This window comes from Paenibacillus sp. FSL R5-0470 (assembly GCF_037975205.1).
Lineage (GTDB): Bacteria > Bacillota > Bacilli > Paenibacillales > Paenibacillaceae > Paenibacillus_AQ.
The window spans coordinates 4,659,223-4,683,151 of the sequence record NZ_CP150238.1 but is presented as its reverse complement, the minus strand read 5'-3'; the positions used below and the strand labels follow the sequence as shown (position 1 = coordinate 4,683,151).

Below are 23,929 nucleotides of genomic sequence, written 5' to 3'. Positions count from 1 at the left end.
TCAAGACGTTTTTTTTGAAATATAAGAAAGTATAAGAGTTGTATTTTCTTGAAATGTATGAAACCATACGTTATAATACAGACTTTGCTTATATTTCTTTACATTAGAGAGGACACGCTCATGTGAGTTTTAATGAGCGTAATCGCTCCGTGGAGGGGACACTATGAAAGTTGCAGAGGTCCGCCACATTTTGGATACGATTGGAGACTTGTTCCCTGATGCTCATTGCGAGCTAAATCATAGTAACGCTTTTGAATTAACGATAGCGGTACTGTTATCAGCCCAATGTACGGATGCAACGGTGAACAAAGTGACCGTGGACCTGTTCCAAAAGTACAAAGCCCCCATCGATTATATTTCTGTACCGCTGGAGGAGTTGGAGGGGGATATCCGGCGCATCGGCCTATATCGTAACAAAGCTAAGCATATCCAAAGCCTATGCTCTATACTCATAGAACAGTATGGTGGCGAGGTGCCTGAGGCTCATGACTTGCTTGTAACTTTACCCGGTGTAGGTCGTAAAACTGCAAATGTAGTAGTATCCAATGCTTTTGGAGTTCCTGCCATTGCAGTGGACACGCATGTGGAGAGGGTTGCTAAACGACTTGCATTAGCAGGCTGGAAAGATTCTGTGCTGGAAGTGGAAAAGAAGCTGATGAAGGCTGTGCCACGTGACGAATGGACGATCACTCATCACCGGCTTATCTTTTTCGGACGATATCACTGCAAGGCACAGAACCCAAAATGTCAAGTTTGCCCGCTCCTTGATGTATGTCGAGAGGGCAAAAAACGTATGAAAACAGCTGTTGTCAGGAAAGCTAAAGATCATACGCCAAAAAGTTAGAGTTGAAGAAGAGGATGGGATAGAGATGAAATGCATTTCTGTATACACAGATAATTTTGAAGTGTTCTCGGATATTTTTGATCGCGTAGTGGAAAGCCCACTCGAAGAGAACGAAGAGCAAGAAGTAGAAGGTATCACGATCAGTCATTCCGGTGACGTTCCTGAACACTATTTTGAGCGTATGTCAGTGAAACCTGAGGTTGTTGTAATGAGAGATAAATCTCGTGGTTTGACTATTCTGCAACACGGAAAAGTATTCGAAATTCTGTTGCCTGTTTCGGAAACTGCATAAATTTAGAAGTGATAAAAGGAGTCGGCCTTAGGGCTGGCTCCTTTTTTGTTTCTTACTTTTCTAGCGAAAAAGCAGAAAGATGTTTGAATAACCTCATTTCGTAAGAGATGATAGGTTATTTTGTAAGTAGTGTGTATTTAATTTGTGTCAAACTGGTGATAAACTGTAATTATTATTTATAAAAAAGATTCTGCGTGACATCACAGAAATTACACCTGTATAAACATTGAATAAGCATAAACGTCTTCGGCGTCCTTATAAGGACGGTAAGCGTTTAAGCGAGAAATATAAGGATAATGTATCATGTGAAACTTTTACTTTCCTATATTTTAATAATGAGTCTGATTTCGTATTCTTGAATGGGTTATATTCAAAGCATGATTAGATGGTAACAGTGGAGGTGGAGAGTCAGTGAGAGCGGAACAGGTTAGAATCGAGAAAGAGACATTAAGTGAAACGGCATCGCTGCTTTTCCAGTTGCGTGGATTAATGCATCGCTGGGGTGATGAAGGCTCTGAACGTATATATGAAGATTTACAACATAAAGAGGGTGGGAATGAGCTGACCCTTGCTTTTTGCGGACATTTTTCGGCAGGAAAATCCAGTATGATCAATCTTCTTTGCGGCAGTTCAGTGCTGCCTTCTGGACCTGTGCCGACTAGTGCGAATATTGTCTCTATTCGCAGTGGAGTTCCACGAGTGCTTATTTATCCTAGAGTTGAAGGAAGTAAAAATGATCCTTCTCCTATAGAGACAACTCCAGAAAGATTACAAGAATACTGTCGAAATGGTGGTGAATATTCCGCAATTGAAGTGTGGAATGAGATACCACTGCTAGGCAAGGATGGCGTACTATTGGATACACCTGGTGTAGATTCGACGGATGATGGTCATCAGGCGGCCACCCGCTCTGCGCTGCATTTAGCTGATGTAGTATTTTATGTAATGGATTATAACCATGTACAGTCAGAGAATAATTTGGCCTTTGCTAAAAATCTTAGTGACTGGGGTAAACCTTTGTATCTGATTGTTAATCAGATCGATAAGCACAGGGAACAAGAGATTTCCATTGAGGAATATAAACGTCAACTTGAAAATGCTTTTGAACAATGGGGGATTCATTGTGCGGGAATTCTATTCACCTCTCTCAAAAAGAAAGAGCATCCTCTTAATCATTGGGATCATCTACTCAGCCTTATAACCGAACTGTTGGAACAAAAGGAACAGCTGCTTCAATATAGCTTGTCTCGTTCTATTCATCATACAGCGGATTCTTCTCTAACTGCATTCCGTGAAGATCAGCAGGAGGAAAGAGCAGCTCTCCTTGAAGAACTAGAAGGTACGAATGCAGAGACAGTGACGAATGAACTGAAGTCACTCGAAGAAGAGAAGGAACGACTTGAGGCGTTGCCTCAGCAGTCACGAGCAAGTTTGCGAACTGGCCTAGACACCTTACTTAATAATGCTAATCTAATGCCTGCAGATGTAAGAGAGGCGTCGGGAAGCTATATGGAAAGTGCTAGCCCTACGTTTCGATTAGGGTTATTCTCTACGGCTGCACGGCGGGAGAAGGAACAAAGTAAACGACTGGCAGTCTGGCAAGGACTGTTGACCCGAGAGGTTTCCGCTCAGCTGGAATGGCATTTGATTCAGCTGGTACGTGATTGGGCGGAGAATCTCGGGCTGTGGGAGGAGGAGGCGGAGACGACTCTGAAGCAAGGGTTCCCGGTGGTGAGCCAGGAGTGGCTGGCGGCTGCTGTTAAGCCGGGAACGGGGTATAGCGGCGAGGCGCTCCTCAATTTCTGCCGCACACTTGCGGCTGATATTAAGAGCCAGTTCCGCCGTGCCGCGTTAGCGGTGAGCGATGTGCTGTTAGCGAAGCTGCCGCCGCTCATGGAGGAGCAGCGTGCCGTACTCCAGCGCCGCGAACAGGCTCTTGCGCGGCAGGCGCGCGCCGTTGACGCGCTAGCCGCGCTGGACCGCGCGGCAGCTGCCCGCGCGCACGAGCTCGCGGCGCTGCTGCCGCCGCGCCGGCCCCTCACCCCGGCATCCTGCCGGAGGTGAGGGTAACCCCGCGAGCGGCTGCGCAGAGCGCCGCACCGCGGGAGGTCCAGCCGCCGCAAAACGTCGCGGCTGGAAGTGCCGCCGCCGCAAATTGGGCGGCGGGAACGGCTTCGCCGGCGGGCGGACGCCGCCGGCTATCCGCAGCCGCTGACGCGCTAGCGGCTGCGGCAGAGCTGCTGCGCCGCGAGCCAGCGATGGCATCGGCGGCGCGGAGTCTGGCCGCACGGGCGGAGGATCTCGCCGGCGGCCGCTTTACCCTCGCGCTGTTCGGTGCATTCAGCGCGGGTAAGTCCTCCTTCGCCAACGCTTTGCTCGGCGAAGAAGTGCTGCCCGTGTCTCCACATCCCGCCACGGCTGCGGTCAACCGCATATTGGCGCCGGAAGGTGACTTCCGCCATGCCAGCGCGGTTGTCACAATGAAGACCATGGCAGATTTCTGGGATGACATCTGCCATTCCTTCAGTGTGCTGCAACTAGGAGAACCACAGCAAAACTCATGGACAACAGTTCTAGCAAGCTTGCCTGCAAGGGGAGTTCATCCCTCTGCGTTGCCACATGCTGGATTTCTAAGGGCAGCAGCGGCTGGCTGGGCAGAAGCTGAGCCCTTGCTGGGAACGGTGCGAACGGTTGATTTAGAAGAATACCGAGGCCTTGTAGCCGAGGAGACCCGAGCCTGTTTTGTGCAGGGGATTGATTTGTATTATGCCTGTCCATTGACCGAAAGCGGAATTGTACTCGTGGATACACCAGGAGCCGACTCATTGCATGCTCGTCATACAGGCGTAACCTTTAATTACATGAAAAACGCAGACGCGATTTGTTTTGTTACCTATTACAACCACGCCTTTTCAAAAGCAGATCGAGGTCTGCTTGCGCAGCTAGGCCGAATTAAAGATAGCTTTGCACTTGATAAAATGTTCTTTATTATCAACGCTTCTGATCTTGCTTCAGGCGAAGATGAATTGGAAGAGGTACGAGAACATGTTGCTCAAAATTTACGTGCAGGCGGCTTACGCTCGCCGAGAATTTATGCACTCTCTAGCTTGCTTGCTCTGGAAGGCAAAACCCAGCATGATTATTCACGCTATGAGGCTTCCCGTTTCCATCATTTTGAGCAAGCCTTATCAAGCTTTGCGGGAGATGAACTTCCTCAGCTTTCACTTAACGCAGCTGCAGAGAGCATCGCATCTGTTCGCCGCAGGGCGGAAGAGTGGCAGAATCTCGCTTCCATGGCGGCAAACGAGCGTGAAGCAGGATTAAAAGAAATGCAAGAACGTCGTCAGCTAGCTATGAAGAGACTTTCCCTATTGGAGACCGAAGAACGTCCTAGCAGAGATCTTGTTCATGAAGGTGAGGAACTGATCTATCATGTCTGTCAACGGATTAGCTTCTCCTTCACCAGAAATTTTCAGGAATCTTTCCACCCCTCATTATTACGTGAGGACGCAGGAAATTTAAAAGCTATCTTCGCTGCGTGTGGTGCAGAGCTGATGCGTACCACTAAGCGTGAATTGGAGCAAGAGCTATGGGCGACAACGCTGCGACTAGAAAGTACCGGGCGTAGACTTGTTCATGAAGCGGCTGAAGCGGCTGCTACTGAGCTGTTTTTCTCTACTCAAGAGTTTCATCTGATGGAGAATGAAGCAGCAGCATGGCCTTCTCCTAGTGAGCTGGAATGCCAGCTTCAGTCCGTGGAATGGCCAACCTTATGGGGATATTTCAAATCCCCTCGCTATTTCTTTGAAGGCGCTGGCCGGGAGCAAGTCAAAGGTGCGACTGAGCCTCTTGTGAAAGAAGCTGTTAATGTTGCGGCGGCAGAGCAGAAGAAAAAATTGCTTGCGCATTATGTCGATTGCATAGCCAGAGAATTAAAGGTTGCTGCAGAACGCCTACAAGAAGGGTTAGCGGAGCAAGAGAAAGCGATGTTAGATCTCCTTAAAGGGGGTGAATCCGCAGATCATTGGGGTCAATTAGGTCACCAATTATCTCTCTTGGAACAATCTTTCGTTGATAGATTAGACAAAAATCTTTGAAATTTGTAGGAAATTGTCGAAGAACACTTGCAATCTGGCGTATGATGGATGAAAATAAAGAAGTCTGAAAATATACAATGAAACTGTTTTGTTTTCAGAAATTTATGGAAACGAGATAGTCAATTTGCCGAAAGAGGTTGAAATCGACAATGTGGGGAGCTCCTTTTTCAGCTCAAAGCCGCAAGCTGCTGCTACTGGGCAGCGGGGAACTGGGTAAGGAAGTCATAATCGAAGCTCAACGTCTTGGCGTAGAGACCGTAGCTGTAGACCGTTATAGCGATGCACCAGCGATGGGTGTAGCTCATCGTTCACATGTTATTGATATGCTGGATGCAGAGGCGCTTAAAACGCTTATTCGCTCAGAAAAACCGGATGTTATTGTTCCGGAGATTGAAGCAATCGCTACTCATGCTCTTCAAGAGCTTGAAGAGGAAGGTTTCTTCGTTGTTCCGACCGCACGAGCGGCTCGTCTGACCATGGACAGAGAAGGCATTCGCCGACTTGCTGCTGAAGAACTTGGATTGCCCACAGCGGATTATCGTTTTGCAGATAGTCTGGAAGAACTGCATCAAGCCGTTGCAGAACTAGGCACTCCTTGTGTCATCAAGCCGATTATGAGTTCTTCCGGCAAAGGTCAGAGTGTTTGCAAAAGGCCGGAGGATGCAGAAGAATGCTGGAACACTGCTTTGGATGGAGCGAGAGCTAAAGGGACTCGTGTTATCGTAGAGGCATTCGTTACCTTTGAAAGCGAGATTACACTTTTAACGGTGCGGTCCGTGTCTGGCACGATATTTTGTCCACCTATTGGGCATATTCAGAAGGACGGGGATTATGTCGAATCATGGCAGCCTCACTTTATGAAGGCGGAACTTCTGGATGAAGCTCAGTCTATTGCCAAGGCAGTTACCGATCAGCTCGGAGGTTTTGGTATTTTTGGAGTGGAGCTTTTCTTGACGGATCGAGGCGTATTGTTTAGTGAAGTGTCCCCTAGACCTCATGATACGGGGATGGTAACGATGGCAACGCAGGATTTATCTCAATTTGCAGTGCATGTCAGAGCTATTCTTGGTTTTCCAGTCCAGTCAGTACAATTACTGACACCAGGTGCCTCAGCTACGCTGAAGGCTGAAGGAGAAGGACGAGCTTTTGTTGTGACCGGAATTGGTGAAGCTTTGGAACTACCTAGGACTCAGGTTCGGGTGTTTGGTAAACCAGAAGTCCGTCCAGGGCGGCGGATGGCTGTAGCATTAAGTGCGGCGGAAAATGTGGAAATCGCGCGGACGGTAGCCAAGCAGGCAGCGTCTATGCTAAAAGTGGAGGTAAATGAGGATGAACAGTAGTACCATGGCACCTGTACTGGAAATTCGCAAATGCGGCTTGAATGATCTGGAGAGAGTGACAGCGCTTCTGCGTGAATTCGGCTATCCAACAACGCTTAGCGTGATGAAAGAGAGACTTGAAAGCATGGAGAATAACCATCTCCAATGCACGCTTGTTGCAGAACTAAACAATGAAGTTGTGGGAATGGTCGGTCTTAGACAGGTAATCTCGTATTACAAACAGACAGATTGTATCACTGAGATTACTGCACTTATCGTATCAGAAGAACTCAGAGGAAACGGACTCGGTAAAAGACTTGTGGCCGCAGCTGAAGAATGGGCACGTGAGCAAGGTTGCTGTCAGCTCTTCTTGAGAAGTGGTAACCGCGTAGAACGCGCACCGGCACATGCTTTTTATCGTCATCTAGGTTTCGAAAAGACAGCAGGCTATCGCTTTAACAAAGCGTTGCTATAATACTTATAGGTTCCGATCATCCCCATCCCAGCTACGGCGGGATGGTTTTTTTTTGCTCAAAATCTATTTAAATAACTTAACCATAGATGGAATAGTTTGAATCATATAGAATGAATTTTATGACAGCTAAATAAATCGTGTCCAAAGAGGGATGAGAAATGTACAAGTTAATACTTGCTGAAGATGAAGAAGATGTAAGGGAAGGGGTCATCAGTCAGATTGATTGGGAGCACTATGGCTTCGAAATTGTAGAACAGGCGGAGAATGGACGAGAGGCAGCGGATGCGATAGATCGTTTGCTCCCGGATGTAGTTGTGACTGATATTCAAATGCCTTTTATGAACGGGCTGCAGCTGGCGGAATGGATTCGCGAGCGGCATCCTAATACCAAGATTATTATTCTGACAGGGTATGATGAATTTGAATATGCACAGAAGGCGATTAAACTGCAAATCGATGAGTATATTTTGAAACCGTTTTCTTCACAGGAGCTGATTGATGTTCTGCTAAAGGTCAGAGCCACTATAGAGGCTGAAATTGCAGAGAAGGAGAATGTTTTTGTACTCAGTGAGCATTATCGGAAAAGTCTGCCTGTGCTGCGTGAGCAGTTTTTATCTTCACTAGTTTCACGCAAGTTACGAATGAATGAAATAGATGAGAAAAGTTCGGAATACGGAATAGATCTACATGGGAAATGGTTCCAAGCCTCGGTAATTAGTGTGGATTATATTCGTCCAGAGCGGGAAACGGTTAGCCTTACCGCAGGTAAGCAAATTTCTTTGCGAGATACGGGAGAGAGGAATTTACAGCTCTTCGCTGTGCTGAATATTGCAGAAGAATTATGTAATAAACATAATTTTGGCAGGGTGTTTATCCATCGTGATGAGGTAGTGCTTCTTTCCATTTGTGATGCAGGAGAAGAAACTGAAATTACGGGGAAAACTTTTGAAATTCTAGAAGAAATCCGCCACAATGTGCAGCGGTTTCTTAAGCTAACGGTAACCGCTGGTTCTGGAACGGTTTGTCATTCGCCTGCTATGCTATTTAACTCCTTTGGAGATGCCATGCAAGCGTTAGATTATCGTCTCATTCTTGGCAATAACAGAGTCATTTGGATCGAGGATGTGGAGTCACGTTCGAATACACTCTTGGCCTATGATGAATTGACCCAGCAGTCCTTAATCCGAACGATTAAGATGGGAACCGTACAGGAGCTTAAGGAGGTCGTGGAGGAGTTATTTGGCGGATTGAATGCTGAGCAGGTATCTACTCAGGATTATCAGATTTTTTTGCTGGAGATTATTACATCCATCTTGCGTGTAGCCAAAGAGTCCGGTAGTGATGCTGCTAAGTTCGTTGGATCTGGCATTTCCTCATTAACTGAGATGAATAAATTCAATAGTATGAGTGAAGCCAAGCAATGGATTATTACGATCTGCAGCCGGCTAATGGACTCTATTGCCTTAGAACGCCAATCTAGCTATAAGCTGCTCATTGATGAAGCTAAAGATTACATCCGTAGCCATTATGAGGAATCGGATATTTCTATCGGAAAGGTCTGTCAGCATTTACATATCAGTACGGGTTATTTTAGCAGTATTTTTAAGAAGGAAATGAAGATGACTTTCGTTAGTTATCTCTTGCAAATCCGATTAGAGGCAGCAAAGGAACTTTTACGCTCCACGGAACTGAAGGCTTTTGAAATCGCCGAGAAAATTGGCTTTGCTGATCCTAACTATTTCAGCTTTTGCTTCCGTAAAAAATATGGTCAGTCTCCCAAAGAGTATAAAAATAGCTCCAGAGGAGGGTAGTTATGCGGCAAGAAAAGCCATATTCTTTTCGACTGCGGCCGCAGCATCCAACAGGGGGAAAACGCCGGTTGTCCTCTAAGCTGCGTAGTATTCAAGTAACGATTACGCTCACTTTTACATCTGTTGCTGTTCTTGTAGCCGTCGTTGTCAGCCTTATGCTATATAACAAGTTTGCGAAGACAGCAGAAGAGAATGCCAATATGAATATGCAGCAGATTATTGAGCAAGTGAACTACAATTTGGAGCTTTATGTAAAAGGAATGCGAAATATTTTTGAAACTGCAGAAGATCAAATTACGAATAGTCCCTCCGTGGACTCTGCTTTACTGATGGAAAGAATGGCCATGTTAATGGGAAGTAGAGAGGATCTGGTTTCTGCTGCGGTTTTTACACCACAGGGGAAATACGTCGTGGGTACAGCAGGACAGAAGTTGCGCAGCAACACACAGTTAGAAACCCAGAGCTGGTTTACAACGGCCAAAAGAACATCTGAGATCTCCTATTCAGCGCCCCATATTCAGAACTTGTTTAAAGGTCAATATATTTGGGTTGTGTCGATCAGTAAACTCATTCAATATCAGGAAAATGGAGTCCTAAAAACGGGTATCCTCCTGATGGATTTTAACTTTCGCACCATAGATGAGCTGAGTAAGCAGGTTAAGCTTGGTAAAAGAGGATACGCTTACATCCTCGATCAGTTAGGCAACATCGTGTATCATCCGCAGCAGCAGCTTATTTATGCTGGTTTAAAGTATGAGAATGTGGAGCCGGTATTGGAATATGCTTATCGTAGCTATTTGGATGAGTCTACAGGTGAAAAACGATTTATTACAGTACGTACGTTAGAACAAACCGGGTGGAAAATAGTAGGTGTTGCTTATTATGACGAGATCGTGACCACCAAGCGTGATCTGAACAACTTTTTATCCTGGTTCTTAGCGGTAGTTATTTTATGTGTAATTATCGTATCTGTCGTTTTGTCTGCGCGAATTGCCCGCCCGATCCGTAAGCTGGAACGGACTCTTCAGCAGGTAGGAGAAGGGGATCTTAATACTCGAATCGATGTGAGTGGCGCCTATGAGGTAGAACAGTTGTCTAAACGCTTTAACCTCATGCTACAGCGTATTCGTCAATTGATGGATCAAATTATTTATGAACAAGAGACGAAACGTAAGGGTGAGCTTGAAGTTCTGCAATCCCAGATTAATCCACACTTTTTGTACAATACTTTGAACTCTGTGATCCGGCTTGCTGAGCGTGGTAAGACGGAGGAGGTCGTTACAATGATTCAATCTTTATCTAAGTTTTTCCGAATTAGTCTAAGCAAAGGGAATAATATGATTACCGTGCAGGAAGAGCTTGATCATATTCGTCATTATCTCGTCATTCAGAGCTTTCGTTTTAAAAATAAATTCCGCTACGAGATCATTGCACAAGATGAAGTACTGCAGTGTCAGACGATTAAGCTGATTTTGCAGCCGATTGTAGAGAATGCCTTGTATCACGGAATAGAAATGATGCCTGATGAAGGCTTTATCTCTATCCAAGCAGAACTGAAGGACAATCTTGTCATTATAAGGATTAGTGATAATGGATTAGGAATGTCCAAGGAGACTATGAAGGTTATTTTGACAGGCGGCAGTAAGAGTATGAGTGGTTCCGGGGTAGGCGTAAGAAATGTGAACGAGCGTATTGAGTTGTACTATGGCCGTGAATATGGACTTTCTTTTGAAAGTGAAATTGAAGAAGGCACTACGGTTACCCTTATCTTCCCGGCACTAGCAAAAGGCGAAGGCAATGAAGGGCTTAAGGAGGATGAGACATCGTCATGAAAACCTTTCGTTTTTGGCTAACCTTGTTAATGTGTGCGGTGTTATGGACTACAGTTACCTCTTGTTTTAATTCAGCGCCCAATTACATCAATACAAATAAGACCCGTAATATTCATCTTATTGTGAAAATGAACAGGGGCGATTACTGGAATACGGTTAAATTGGGAGCAGAAGCTGCAGCGCAAGAATTCAACGTCAAACTAACCTTCAAAGCTCCGGACTCCGAGAGTGACATCACAGAACAGGTGAAAATGGTGCAGGACTCCATAAAAGAAAAAGCAGACGTGATTATTTTAGCTGCAAGTAGTTACATGGGGCTTGCTCAGGTTGTAGATCAGGCGGCTTATTCCAAAATCCCTGTCATATCCGTAGATGCGGAAGTAGGTTCAGCAAGAGTAAGGACATATATTGGCTCGAACGGCTATGAGGCGGGTCAAAAATCTGCTGAACGATTGATCAAGCTGCTAAAAGGATACGGTGAGGTAGGCATTATTAACTTCACCAATTCAACGCAGAGTGAGAAGCTGGAGTCTTCTAACGGCATTGAGTATGGTGCAAGAGACGCAGAGGAGCGGGAGAAGGGATTTTTAAATTACACTGCACGTTATCCGAATATACAAGTGGTTGAGATTTCATACACGACCTCCAGTATTAAGGATGCAGAAGATCTTACGCAACTGATGCTGCTGAAGCATCCGAATCTTCGGGGAATCGCGAGCCTGAATGAGACTGCTTCACAGGGGGCGGCAATGGCTATCCAAAGTCGGGGGCTGCAAAATATAAAAATGGTAGCCTTTGATAGCTCTCCTTCCATGATGGAATTGCTACAGGACGGTACTGTTCAAGCAACAGTGATCCAAAATCCTTTTAGCAACGGGTATTTGGCTGTAAAACATGCCGTTGAAGTGATCGAAGGAATCGATGTACCAGAACGCGTCGATACAGGAACAAAGCTAATTGATTTGGACAATATGCTGTGGCCAGAGAATCAAAAGCTGTTATTTCCGTTTGTTAGATAGAAGCTGATTTAAAATAGGCGCCGAAGGCGTTTATGCTTATACGTTTCGTGTAACGGATACCATCCTTGAATGGGGCGGTATTCGTTTTTTATTTTAGAATATAAGAAAGTATAAATTTTCAATGAAAATCATCCTTATATTTCTTCTTGGGTTCATTAGAATTTTTATAGTAATGAGTAGGATTTTATATTCGCAAGCGTTTTCAGGTGAGGCATAATATGAATGTACCCGAGACGATCAGGGGCAAACAAAAAAAGAAGTATAAATAGGAGGTCAATGAATAATGAAAAAAATCACTTCCGTTCTATTAGCTAGTGCTTTGCTGGGTGCTGCTCTGACAGGCTGTGGTGGCAACAACAAAACTACAGATAGTGCTACAGACAAGGCAACTAACGCTCCAAAGACTGAGAACTCGGGCACTACAACAGAAACGCCTAAAGTTGGGGTCGCCATTTACAAATTTGACGATACTTTTATGACAGGTGTTCGTAACGCTATCGATAGTGCGGCTAAAGGCATCGCTACAGTAGATATCGTAGATAGCCAAAATTCACAACCCACACAAAATGACAAGGTTGACTTATTCATCACTAAAAAATATAACGGGATGCTGATCAACCCAGTTGACCGTACAGCTGCTGGCGTTATTATCGAAAAAGCAAAAACAGCAAACATTCCAGTGGTATTCCTTAACCGCGAACCGCTTCCTGAAGATATGAAGAAATGGGATAAAGTTTATTATGTAGGTGCGAAAGCAGAAGAGTCCGGTACAATGTCCGGCCAACTGATTGTTGACTACTGGAAAGCACATCCTGAAGCGGACAAGAACGGCGACGGAGTTCTCCAATATGTAATGCTGAAAGGTGAACCAGGACACCAAGATGCTGAGCTTCGTACTACTTACTCTATTCAAGCTATCGAAGATGCAGGAATCAAGGTAGAGAAACTGGCTGAAGATACAGCAATGTGGGATCGCGTAAAAGGACAAGAAAAAATGGCGGCATTCCTTGGCTCTCACGGCGACAAAATTGAAGCGGTTCTTGCTAACAACGATGATATGGCCCTCGGTGCAATCGAAGCTCTGAAAGCCTCAGGCTACTTTACGGGTGACAAATTCATGCCGGTAGTAGGTGTGGATGCAACTGCTCCTGCGATTCAAGCGCTGGAAGATGGAACAATGCTTGGAACGGTGCTAAATGATGCGAATAACCAAGGTAAGGCTGCCATCACAGTTGCTGCTCTGCTTGCTAAAGGCGAAACGCCTTCGAAAGATAATGTAGGCTTTGATATCACTGACAACCAATACGTATGGATTTCCTACAAAAAGATTACGAAAGACAACATAGCAGACGCTAAGTAATTAACATCGGCTACAGAGTTACTCATGATCATATGACAGCACGGGGAGCGGATAACCGCTCCTCGGTATTTCTTTTAGGCAGGGAACAGGATGGAACCGCTGTGCCTCTCATAAAAAAGAAAAAAAGCGTAGGGGGCGTAACAACATGGAAAAAGCTGAGTTTTTGCTGGAAATGAACAATATTACTAAAGAATTCCCCGGCGTTAAAGCGCTGGACGATGTTAGTTTAAAAGTAAGACCGGGTTCGGTGCATGCACTTATGGGTGAGAATGGTGCAGGTAAGTCCACACTTATGAAATGTCTTTTTGGTATTTATTCACCGGATGCCGGTGAGATCTTTTTGGATGGTGAGAAGGCTTCTATCAGCAGTTCAAATGATGCGTTAAAAAGTGGTATTTCTATGATTCACCAGGAGTTGCATCCCGTGCCGTTCCGAAGTGTTATGGAGAATATCTGGCTAGGACGTTTTCCAACGAAGGGAATCGGACCGATTCAGTTTATTGACCATAAGAAAATGTTCACTGACACGGAAAATTTGTTTAAAGATCTGGATATCGACCTGAATCCCGAAACATTAGTGGGTAAGCTTTCCGTATCCAAAATCCAATCCATTGAAATTGCGAAGGCTGTCTCTTTTCACTCCCGAGTTATTGTAATGGATGAACCCACTTCTTCCCTAACCAGTGTGGAGGTGGAACATTTATTCCGGATCATACGGGATCTCAGAAGTAGAGGCGTAGCTATTATCTATATATCTCACAAAATGGAAGAGATTCTCGCAATCTCTGACGAAGTTACTATTATGCGTGACGGTAAAAAAATCGGAACCTGGCCAGCGGCGGAATTAACTACAGATATTATCATTTCAAAAATGGTGGGCCGCGATTTGACCAGCCGTTTCCCTGAACGCTTCAACGTACCTGGTGAAGTATACATGAAAGTGGAAGGCTTAACCTCTCCGGAGGAAAGATCTTTTAAAGATGTGTCTTTCGAATTAAGACGTGGAGAGGTCCTTGGTGTTGGGGGGCTGGTAGGTGCCCAGAGAACTGAAGTAATTGAGGCGTTGTTCGGTTTGCGAGCCTTGAAATCCGGAACGATCTCTATTAAAGGCAAGGTTGTTACTATCAATTCTCCGAAAGATGCTAAGAAACACGGAATGGCTTTGCTTACCGAAGAGCGTCGTGTAACAGGCATATTTCCAGTCTTGTCTGTTCATGAGAATGGTGCGATTGCTAATCTACATCGTTATCAAAAACCGTACTTCCTCCTGAATAGCAAGAAGAAAAAAGTTGAAGTCGATAAAATGATTGAAAAATTACGAACTAAAACACCTACAACCAAAACGCTAATCATGAATCTTTCTGGTGGTAATCAGCAAAAGGTCTTGCTTGCTAGATGGCTGCTTACTGAGCCCGAAATCCTGCTTCTGGACGAGCCGACCCGTGGTATCGACGTAGGGGCTAAATTCGAGATTTACTCCATAATTGCCGACTTGGCCCAGCAAGGGAAGAGTATCATTATGATCTCCTCTGAAATGCCGGAGCTGCTCGGAATGTCTGACCGTGTAATGGTCATGTCGGAAGGACGGCTTACAGGAATATTAGAAGGCGAGCAAGCTACGGAAACCGAAGTTATGCGTCTCGCTGCACAGCATTAAGGAGTACGGATAGGAGAATATGTTTGCGTAATTTTAAGGGGGATCACTACTAATGAACGTTAAAAAAGCTCAATCCTTTGTGACTCAAAACGCAATTTACATCGTGCTGGTACTGCTGATTATGGGGATCATCATATATGATCCAAACTTTATGTCCATCAACACCCTACGTGACGTACTGATTCAGTCGTCTACACGCGTTATCATCGCGCTTGGGGTTGCCTTTATCCTTATTACGGCAGGTACTGACTTGTCAGCTGGACGGGTAGTTGGTTTTACGGCGGTTATCTCCGCTTCCATGCTGCAAATCCCAGACTATTCCCGTCGTTTTTTTCCAGATCTTCCGCAAGTGGAAGTATGGCTTCCAATCCTTATTGCTATCGTTGCTGGTCTTCTCTGTGGACTTATAAATGGTATTGTCGTTTCCAAGCTTCACGTTCCACCATTTATCGCTACCCTGGGGACTATGCTCATCGTGTACGGGCTGAACTCCCTGTACTTCGATATGGATCCTAACCAATCCCAGCCAATCGGTGGTCTGCGTCCTGATTTCACCAAGATCGGCTCGGGCTTCATCGGGAGCGGCCAATATTCAATCCCGTATATCGTGCTGATAGCCTTGGGTGTCGCCGCCATTGTGTGGGTGGTATTCAATAAAACCAAGCTGGGTAAGAACATGTATGCGATTGGCGGAAATATGCAGGCAGCTAAAGTATCCGGTATCGATGTTTCCAAGAACCTGATTTACATCTATGCCATTGCTGGTGCACTTTATGGTCTGGCAGGCGTTCTGGAAGCTGCTAGAACAGGTGGAGCAACTAATAACTACGGTAACATGTATGAGCTTGATGCCATTGCAGCTTGTGTAGTTGGTGGTGTATCTACAACTGGGGGTATCGGTACTGTGCCGGGTGTTTTAGTGGGGGTTATCATCTTTACTCTCATTAACTACGGTCTGACCTTTATTGGCATTAGCCCGTACTATCAGTTGATTATCAAAGGTTTGATTATTATAGCCGCAGTCGCATTTGATATGCGGAAGTACTCTTCGAAGAAGTAGCAGCGTGGTCGCGTGGTGATTAAGGGCTAACTCCGGGGAATATTGGGCTTACGATCGCTGTTGTTCTCAGATTCCTTGATTGATACCGCGTTAGCGGTTGGAATCTGAGAACAAAGGCGACCACTTCGTTTCTACAGCTCCAAAATTCCCCTCCGTTATCCTTATCACCTCGCTGGGGTAGGGCAGAAGAAGCGTTTGCTAGTTATCGCAAACGCTTTTTGGCATGCCTGTTTCGATGGCTTCGCTTCGAAGAAGTAGCAGGTAAAAACAAACAACTAACACTGACACTACTAAATCTGCCACAACCAAAACTGTTATAACTAAAACTGCCGCAAAAACACTGATACAACTAACACCGTCACAACCAACATTGCTACATCCAATACCGCTACAACAACACTTCTGCAACAACACTGCTGCAACAACACTGCTGCAACTAACACCGTCACAACCAACATCACTATACCCAATACCGCTACAACAACATCGTGCCAACACCTTCGTGCGAACACCATCGCCTACTGCCGCCAGTAATCCTATAGCGACTAAGCCACGTCTAAGACCAACTTATATTACATGCAGAAACTTCACTTGTTTTTGTTTGAAATGTGGCAAATGAACGGTAAAAATCCCGTAGAATCGACGAAAATGAGCTAAAAGTGGTAAAAGAACGGTAATAATCCCGCAGAATCGGCTGAAATGAGCTACAAGTTGCAAAAGAACGGTAAAAATCCGTAGAATCGGCTGAAATGAGCTAGAAGTGGTAAAAGAACGGAATTAATCCCGTAGAATCGGCTGAAATGAGCTACAGGTGGCAAATGAACGGTAAAAATCCCTTAGAATCGACGAAAATGAGCTATATGAAGCGGATGCATGAAGAAACAAGGGCATAAATACCCCAGAAATAGCGGAAAAGAGCCAAAGTGGAAGAATAAGGGGTATAAATGCCCTAGAAATAGCCGAAATGAGCCATTGTAGAAGAATAAAGGGTATAAATGCCCCAGAAATAGCCAAACGAGTCATTGTGGAAGAATGAAGGGCATAAATGCTCTAGAATTAACCGATAGGAGCAACGTGAAGCCTTGAATTCGTGGTGAGGCTGAGTTGACGAAAAACGTTAATAGCAGCTGAGAGAACGGCATGATTGCGTGCAAGCGCTAGCGTTCGTTCTTCTCTTTATACTTTAATGCGCATGTGGTACAAATCAATAAATTTGGAGACAACAGCGATAGGAGCAACGTTTCGTTCTCGGAGCGAACGCCCAGCACGAACCGCCATCCTCAATCACACTCCCTTATTAACTCCACACCTCCTACGTTACTCCACACCCCGATCCAAGTACGCTTTGACAATAGCCCTAGCAAATCTCCCGCCTCATCTTGTCATACTTCTGCACCCCACGAACGCGTGAATCCTCCAAACCCGACTCCCCCGCGGCCCGATCCATCCTCAAGTGCATCCCGCAAATCCCAGGAGTCACACGAATCCCCACACCCTACACTCGTACTCGCCCCGTAGCTCAATCCATCTTCAATCACTCTCCCTTATTTACTTAACGGCTACTATGTTACTTTCCACACCACGACCCGAAACTTCGCCCTGCACCCCAAACCCGCATCGCAGCCCTAACCATTCTCAAGCGCATCCCACAAACCCTAGGAGTCACACGAATCCCCGCACTGTCACATCCCCCGTCACCAGCCTTGCCACCAGTCTCTGCCCCCCGTCCAACATCCCACCGTGCAACCTGTATCGACACACCTAACACACTTAATGCGTTTTAACCCTTCTCCCACACCTCAAAGATCAAAATCACATAAACCAACATTCTCCCATATTCTATAGGCAAATGCCTTTGTTAAAGGGGAGCGACTCGATGTTAAGGATTAGATTGAATGAGCTGGGGAAAGGGAATGACAATGGTCCATTGCAAGCGGATGTATGGAGATGGGACGGCATTGGCTGGAACGAATATATTACGCAGCAAGAAGAAGATTTCATACGCACAGAAGAGGAGCTGTTCGTTACGATCCCGGCTGAGGCGGGATTATATCGTGTAGACTACTCTAATAAGCCTTATGAGACGCCGTATGTATTACCGGAGTGGGTGGACGACGAATTAAGGAATACTGGGCTACATCCGGCGCCCTTTAATCTTAAAGAGGGTATGCTCTGGGGATATATTAACGACGAAGGTCGTGCTCAGATTGAACCTAGATACGAATATGCTGAGGATTTTCAGAAGAACGGGCTAGCAATTGTACAACGAAAAAACAGTAGCGGACTGATCGACAGCTCTGGAAGGGAGCGGGTGAAGCCCATTTACTCGTTTATTGCCCCTTTTTCGGAAGGACGCGCAGTAGTATCAGATGCGAAAGGGTACACATTTATCGATGAAAAAGGTAAAGAGGTGACTCCAGCCCGTTATGATTATCTAAACTCATTGCATGAGGGACTTGCATTATTTTCGAAACAAAATACAACGGGTGGTCCATCACTATATGGGTATGTAGATGCGCAAGGCAAAGAGGTTTTGCCTGCAATTTATGTGGACGCCAATGATTTCATGAATGGTGTGGCTTTGGTCAAGATTAAAGAGGGAGAGTACGCACTCATTGATCCTGAAGGGAAGATTCTCTATACGTACAATCATCCATTCGTAGGGAGTCCGGGTGATGGGCTGCTCTCCTATCAAGAGACTGAGAACGGTAAGTACGGCTATTTAAACACGGATGGAACAGTAGCTATTCAGCCACAATTTACTTCTGCCTTACCTTTCTCTGAGGGGCGTGCAGTGGTGAATACCGCTGAGAACTATGGCAACGCCTACGGGCTGATTGATAAACAAGGAAAAATGATTATCCCCGCGAAATATTATGAAGTCCTGCAGCTTGGTGAAGGTAGAGCAGCTATAGGAACACCAATATTCCCTAGTCAACCTTATCGAGGCTCACGTTACATTATCGCTGATGCAGAGACAGGAGCAATTCTGAGCAATCATACCCTGCTTGGTGTGAATAATTATCAGGACGGACTGGCATCTGTATATGATGCTAAGGAGACTTTTTTTATAGATCGAACTGGAAAAAGAGCAGCTCAGCCTCCAGTTATTCAAGGGACGGGAACACTTACCCTCAGTGGACGCTTAATTAGAGCAGATATAGATCAACGTACAGCATATTATGATCGTCAAGGGAAGCAGATTTGGAGGCAAAATGGAGTCATCCCACTGAGACCTCCATATTCCGTAGTCGAGAAGAAGTACAAACCGAACAGGGATTATCTGGTTTACTATCCGGTTGTTGAAGGAATTGCAAGCGCGGAAGTTTCTAGAGAGGTTAATGATAAATTACGGAAGCTTTCACTAGTCGAAGACCCAGGTAGTAATGGAGCAACACAGGATTTCAGTTATAATGGTGATTTTTCAGTGTCCTTTTTCCGCAAAAACCTTCTAGTGCTGGAGTTAACGGGATACCGTTATCCTTTTGGAGCAGCCCACGGCATGCCTACCAAAATCTATACACATACTAACGTACGTAACGGAAGGTTCTATAAGCTAGGTGATTTGTTCAAGCCAGGAAGTAGATACGTGGAGAAGCTCAGTAAAATCGTAGGTAAGCAGATTGAGAATGATCCTGAGTACTCCTATGTTTTTCCGGATACGTATAAAGGAATTACCTCAGATCAGCCTTTCTTTGTAGATAATGAAGCGTTATATCTTTATTTCGCACCTTATGAGATTGCTCCTTATTCTGCGGGTTTTCCTACTTTCCGTATTCCTTATGCAGAAATTATGGGACTTATCTCTACTGAGGGAGAATTTTGGCAGTCGTTTCACTAGTTACTTTTTATCTTTTAGCACATAGAAGTTGCTATTCTCTCGAGAATGGCGACTTTTTTTGCTTTTTAACGCCAATATCGAATGCAATTCATGCTCAGGAAACTTACAATCAAGACTAGTAAATGTTAAAAATTAGAAGAGCACAGCTGATAGATTTATGCTACAATGACTGAGGAACAAATTACAACTTTGTAACATTTGTAGCTGGTCACTCTAAGCAGAAACATATATTACACACAAGAAAGAGGAGATGGCAGAATGAAGAACAAGAGATTAAGAGCAATTATTGGTGGTAGTGTAGCAGCTGTTATGGCACTTAGTATTTCTCTTCCACTCGAAGCGAATGCGGCCTCAACTGAGGTAACAGTAATTAAATCAGGTACTAGCTATGAGCAGGTTTTACAATATTTAAAACAAGCTAACTTACAGGGATTCCCTATTTTTAATAGCACAATCGTGGTAACCAAGCCTCAAACAGGAACGGTTCCAAATAAAGATACATCTACCGGAACTCCGGTTACTAAGCCTTCGGATACGACTACTGTAACTAAGCCTGTAACTAAGCCTTCGGATACGACTACTGTAACTAAACCTGTAACTAAACCTGTAACTAAACCTACAGAAACTACACCTACTACAGGTGCTGCGAGCAATAAAGGAACTTATGTTCAACAGATCGTAACGCTGGTAAATAAAGAGCGTGCAGCAGCTGGTTTGAAGCCTGTTTCTGGGTTGGACAGCCTTCATAAAGTAGCAGCTACAAAAGCTACGGATATGCGTACTAATAACTATTTTTCACATACTTCACCTACGTATGGTTCACCATTCGATATGATGAAATCCTTTGGGATCACTTATAACGCTGCAGGGGAGAACATCGCCATGGGTCAAAAAACACCAGAAGAAGTAATGAAAGCATGGATGAATAGTCCTGGTCACAAGGCTAATATTTTGAATGCTAACTTCAATTATATCGGTGTAGGGTATGACAATAACTATTGGGTTCAAGAATTTATTGGTAAATAATTGAAAAAAGTTGCTGGAATCAAACGTTCTCCGATGAAAATCGGGGAACGTTTTTTTGTACCCAAACTTTAATCGCTAAATTTTTTTGAGAATTTTCGTATTCAGATTCGGGTTAAATAAGCGGATTAGCTGGATTTATTTCTATTTTAGACATTTGCAAAACCGGTATGGAAGATTTATGTTTATGTACATAGTTAAGATCTTTGTAAAATGTGGAACAATACATAATAGAACGGCACACGGAGGGATGGCTTTGAATGATTCAAAGTGGACATGGCGCACGGTCAGCCTGATTTCCATAGTAACAACAATAATTCTAATTGTAGGTTTAGTTTATGCGGTCAGAGACATCATCTATCCGGTTGGAGAAGCGTCAGGGACCAACTTACCTCAGCAAACAGCCGCTCCAGTGACGGAGACGGTTAAGAAGCTCAAAGTTGTTGCTCTCGGAGATTCGCTAGCCAAGGGAACTGGTGATAACACCGGAGAAGGATTTGTTAAGCGTACGGTTAGTGGTTTATCCGCTAAAGGTGTCGAAGTTGATTTACTGGGTAATATGGGGATTAATGGTTTAACAACTGCAGGACTGCAAAGCAAGCTGGATGAAGATGGTATAGATTACGCGCTGCATATGGCGAATGTCATTCTGCTCTCGATCGGAGGGAATGATTTATTCAAGGACTCCAATATTTTGCAGAATAGTGGCGCACTTCAAAGTGAATCCACGATTGATCAAGAGCTGACTCCAGAGTCTTTGCTAGCAGCCCTTCCGGAAGCAGTAGAAAGATTAGGTAAGATTCTGGAGAAAATCACGGAAATCAATCCAAACGCTCAAATTTATTATATGGGGTTATACAATCCCTTTGGTGATATACCAGATCTACTTGTACCAGGTAATCAGGCGGTTGCGAAGTGGAATAATGCGGCAATGGATATTATTAATAAGCACAGCAATATGACATTGGTTCCAACCTTCGATTTGTTTAACAAGCATTTGGACAAATACTTATCAACGGATCATTTTCATCCGAATGGGGATGGCTATCAACGAATTGGAGAGCGATTCATTCAGGCTATACACTAGAACAGAAGTGAGAGCCAGCTTTCTAAGAATGATGATTTGTATTAGATAAAATATCCTTTGAGCAAGTACTAGCCAAGGAAATGACAGTAACAAGGAGCTAAGGAGAATATGACAAAAGCGAACAGTGGAGAATCCAGCCCGGTCGTCTTGTCTGTAGACGGGGTACGGAAAAAAATAGGGCGAAAGTGGATTATAGATGATGTTACGTTTGATGTGAGAGAAGGAGAAATTTTTGGCTTCCTCGGACCCAATGGAGCTGGGAAGACAACTACGATTCGAATGCTTGTCGATTTGATTCGTCCAAGCGAGGGCAAGATTACGGTATGTGGTTACAATGTGAACCGAAATCCGGAAAAAGCGTTGCAATTTGTCGGCTCTATCGTTGAGAATCCTGAGGTATATACCTATTTGACGGGATGGGAGAATTTACAGCATTTTGCCCGAATGCAGCCAGGTATAGATAATGCACGTATTAGTGAAGTCGTAGATATCGTTCGGTTGGATCAACGAATCCATGATAAGGTAAGTACATATTCGCTTGGGATGAGACAACGACTTGGTATAGCGCAGGCTCTTTTGGGACGTCCGCGTCTGCTTATTCTGGACGAGCCTACAAATGGCTTAGATCCAAAGGGAATTAAGGAGCTGCGAGAATTTATACGCAAACTAGCAGATGAGGGTTTAGCGGTATTTGTATCGAGTCATTTACTTAGTGAAATCCAGCTTCTCTGTGACCGTGTTGCGATTATTAGTAAAGGGCGAGTACTTGCAGTGGGTGGGGTTGAAGAGCTGATCGCTCGAAATTCTCCTTATGTACTTTGGGAGCTGGAGCCTTTTGCTTTAGCTAAGGGATTACTGGCTGATCGCCCAGATATTCAGATTCAGAATCTGGAAGACGTTAGCTTGGATGATTCAATAATTGCTGGTATGGGCCCGAATTCTTTAATCACAATTATGGAGCAGGATTTGATCCCCGAGATTGTGGCTGTTATGGTGACTGCTGAAATCGAAGTTAGGGCTGTGCATAAAATCAATCCGACACTGGAACAGCTATTCTTGAAACTAACGGAGGGTGAGAACGTTGAATAATATGCTTCCGCTAATCCGTAATGAATGTTTAAAAATCATTAAAAAGAAACGGTTTTATGTTATACTGCTGATTCTGATTGTACTGGTGCCTATGTTCACCTACGCTCAAATGCGCTCAGCTGAGCGTAGCCGAGATAAATTCAACTCCGATTGGCGCCTGGAGATCCAGCAGCAGATCATTGATAATCAAAATTCTTTGGGTAGCGACCGAATTCCAGAGGAATGGAAGACTTATCGGCGAATATTTGTACAGCAGCTTCAGTACTACCTTCACCATGATGTGAATCCGAACGAGCCAAGTGGCGTTACCTTTACCCGTGAGTTTATGGATAATTCCGTTACTTTATTTATTCCGCTGCTCATTATGGCGGTAGCCTCGGATTTAGTTTCTGCGGAGCGAACTACAGGGACGATCAAAATGCTGCTGACAAGGCCAGTTAAGCGTTGGAAAGTTTTGTTTAGCAAATTAGCGGCTCTGCTTATGTTTGTCTCGCTTATTGTGCTCTCCACCTTTGTGATCAGCTACCTTATCTCTGGTCTTGCTTTTGGATATAAGGGCTTTAATATCCCTGTCTTTACAGGCTTTAAGATCAGTGGAGACTCGGTGGATATGTCTACTGTGCATGCAGTACCACAATGGAAATATATGCTTATGCAAGGTGGATTGGTCTGGTTCGTAAGTGTCGTAGTTGCCCTGCTTGCTTTTATGATCTCTGTACTTGTAAGGAGCACTGCTGCTAGTATAGTGGTTATGATGGCAGCGCTGATCGCTGGAAATATTCTGACTAATATGGCCTCAGCCTGGACAACAGCGAAATATTTATTTATGGTAAATCTTGGACTGACCGGTTATTTGTCAGGAACTCCCGCACCCATAGAGGGGATGTCCTTGTCATTTTCCATGGCTGTACTGGCTGTATGGGGGGCTGCTTCGGTGATCATTTCATTCGCCGTCTTTACGAAAAGGGATATTTTGAATTAGAATGTACAAAGTGACGAAAACGTTTGTTTGCATTTCTAGAGATATGAGAAAGTATAAGTTTTGCATTTATACTGTATGTCTTATATTTCTCGCTTAAAGGCTTACGTCTTTATAAGGACGCCGAAGGCGTTAATGCTTGAG

At 44.6% G+C, this 23,929-nt stretch carries 18 protein-coding genes; 17 read left to right on the top strand and 1 reads right to left on the bottom strand.

Annotated elements, in window-relative coordinates:
* Nucleotides 1-163: 163 nt before the first annotated feature.
* The 12 genes from nth (at nucleotide 164) to mglC (ending at nucleotide 15,766) form a co-directional block, all read left to right on the top strand.
* Nucleotides 164-844: an endonuclease III gene (gene nth, locus MKY99_RS20705; RefSeq protein ID WP_042190074.1), complete on the top strand. Its 681-nt coding sequence runs from the start codon at nucleotides 164-166 to the stop codon at nucleotides 842-844.
* 25 nt (nucleotides 845-869) lie between these two features.
* Nucleotides 870-1,136, top strand: coding sequence for a hypothetical protein (locus MKY99_RS20700; RefSeq protein ID WP_042129455.1), 267 nt, complete (start codon nucleotides 870-872; stop codon nucleotides 1,134-1,136).
* Between the two features lie 411 nt (nucleotides 1,137-1,547).
* The gene (locus tag MKY99_RS20695) at nucleotides 1,548-3,200 is read left to right on the top strand and encodes a dynamin family protein (RefSeq protein WP_339266132.1); all 1,653 of its coding nucleotides are present in this window, start codon (nucleotides 1,548-1,550) and stop codon (nucleotides 3,198-3,200) included.
* Nucleotides 3,197-5,233, top strand: a complete 2,037-nt coding sequence (locus MKY99_RS20690; RefSeq protein ID WP_339266130.1) for a dynamin family protein — start codon at nucleotides 3,197-3,199, stop codon at nucleotides 5,231-5,233. The genes MKY99_RS20695 and MKY99_RS20690 overlap by 4 nt, the downstream gene beginning before the upstream one ends.
* Before the next feature lie 149 nt (nucleotides 5,234-5,382).
* Nucleotides 5,383-6,573 (top strand): formate-dependent phosphoribosylglycinamide formyltransferase, encoded by a 1,191-nt coding sequence (gene purT, locus MKY99_RS20685; protein WP_339271732.1) that lies wholly within the window; start codon nucleotides 5,383-5,385, stop codon nucleotides 6,571-6,573.
* Complete coding sequence (locus tag MKY99_RS20680; RefSeq protein WP_231573317.1) at nucleotides 6,563-7,027, top strand: GNAT family N-acetyltransferase; 465 nt, start codon at nucleotides 6,563-6,565, stop codon at nucleotides 7,025-7,027. The genes purT and MKY99_RS20680 overlap by 11 nt, the downstream gene beginning before the upstream one ends.
* A gap of 158 nt (nucleotides 7,028-7,185) precedes the next feature.
* Nucleotides 7,186-8,838 carry a response regulator gene (locus tag MKY99_RS20675; protein ID WP_339266128.1) on the top strand — a complete coding sequence of 551 codons (1,653 nt, stop codon included), beginning with the start codon at nucleotides 7,186-7,188 and terminating at the stop codon, nucleotides 8,836-8,838.
* A 2-nt stretch (nucleotides 8,839-8,840) separates the two neighbouring features.
* Nucleotides 8,841-10,670: a sensor histidine kinase gene (locus MKY99_RS20670; RefSeq protein WP_149646849.1), complete on the top strand. Its 1,830-nt coding sequence runs from the start codon at nucleotides 8,841-8,843 to the stop codon at nucleotides 10,668-10,670.
* Nucleotides 10,667-11,689 (top strand): substrate-binding domain-containing protein, encoded by a 1,023-nt coding sequence (locus tag MKY99_RS20665; protein ID WP_076284597.1) that lies wholly within the window; start codon nucleotides 10,667-10,669, stop codon nucleotides 11,687-11,689. The genes MKY99_RS20670 and MKY99_RS20665 overlap by 4 nt, the downstream gene beginning before the upstream one ends.
* Nucleotides 11,690-11,972: 283 nt before the next feature.
* Nucleotides 11,973-13,049 (top strand): galactose ABC transporter substrate-binding protein, encoded by a 1,077-nt coding sequence (locus MKY99_RS20660; protein WP_143764073.1) that lies wholly within the window; start codon nucleotides 11,973-11,975, stop codon nucleotides 13,047-13,049.
* 145 nt (nucleotides 13,050-13,194) lie between these two features.
* On the top strand, nucleotides 13,195-14,706 hold the full coding sequence (locus MKY99_RS20655; protein WP_339266124.1) for a sugar ABC transporter ATP-binding protein: 1,512 nt from the start codon (nucleotides 13,195-13,197) through the stop codon (nucleotides 14,704-14,706).
* Between the two features lie 52 nt (nucleotides 14,707-14,758).
* Nucleotides 14,759-15,766: a galactose/methyl galactoside ABC transporter permease MglC gene (gene mglC / locus MKY99_RS20650; RefSeq protein WP_339266122.1), complete on the top strand. Its 1,008-nt coding sequence runs from the start codon at nucleotides 14,759-14,761 to the stop codon at nucleotides 15,764-15,766.
* A gap of 1,567 nt (nucleotides 15,767-17,333) precedes the next feature.
* Here the strand turns inward: mglC and MKY99_RS20645 are convergent.
* On the bottom strand, nucleotides 17,334-17,525 hold the full coding sequence (locus MKY99_RS20645; protein ID WP_339266120.1) for a hypothetical protein: 192 nt from the start codon (nucleotides 17,523-17,525) through the stop codon (nucleotides 17,334-17,336).
* 117 nt (nucleotides 17,526-17,642) lie between these two features.
* On the opposite strand from MKY99_RS20645, the gene MKY99_RS20640 reads away from it, so the two are divergent.
* The 5 genes from MKY99_RS20640 to MKY99_RS20620 all read left to right on the top strand — a co-directional run bounded on the left by MKY99_RS20640 (nucleotide 17,643) and on the right by MKY99_RS20620 (nucleotide 23,788).
* Entirely contained in the window at nucleotides 17,643-19,607 is a 1,965-nt protein-coding gene (locus MKY99_RS20640; RefSeq protein ID WP_339266119.1) for a WG repeat-containing protein, read from the top strand.
* A 258-nt stretch (nucleotides 19,608-19,865) separates the two neighbouring features.
* Nucleotides 19,866-20,633, top strand: a complete 768-nt coding sequence (locus tag MKY99_RS20635) for a CAP domain-containing protein (RefSeq protein WP_339266117.1) — start codon at nucleotides 19,866-19,868, stop codon at nucleotides 20,631-20,633.
* 247 nt (nucleotides 20,634-20,880) lie between these two features.
* Nucleotides 20,881-21,717 carry a GDSL-type esterase/lipase family protein gene (locus MKY99_RS20630; RefSeq protein WP_339266115.1) on the top strand — a complete coding sequence of 279 codons (837 nt, stop codon included), beginning with the start codon at nucleotides 20,881-20,883 and terminating at the stop codon, nucleotides 21,715-21,717.
* A 108-nt stretch (nucleotides 21,718-21,825) separates the two neighbouring features.
* The gene (locus MKY99_RS20625) at nucleotides 21,826-22,806 is read left to right on the top strand and encodes an ABC transporter ATP-binding protein (protein WP_339266113.1); all 981 of its coding nucleotides are present in this window, start codon (nucleotides 21,826-21,828) and stop codon (nucleotides 22,804-22,806) included.
* Nucleotides 22,799-23,788, top strand: coding sequence for an ABC transporter permease (locus MKY99_RS20620; RefSeq protein WP_042190048.1), 990 nt, complete (start codon nucleotides 22,799-22,801; stop codon nucleotides 23,786-23,788). Before MKY99_RS20625 ends, MKY99_RS20620 begins: the two co-directional genes overlap by 8 nt.
* Nucleotides 23,789-23,929 lie beyond the last annotated feature (141 nt).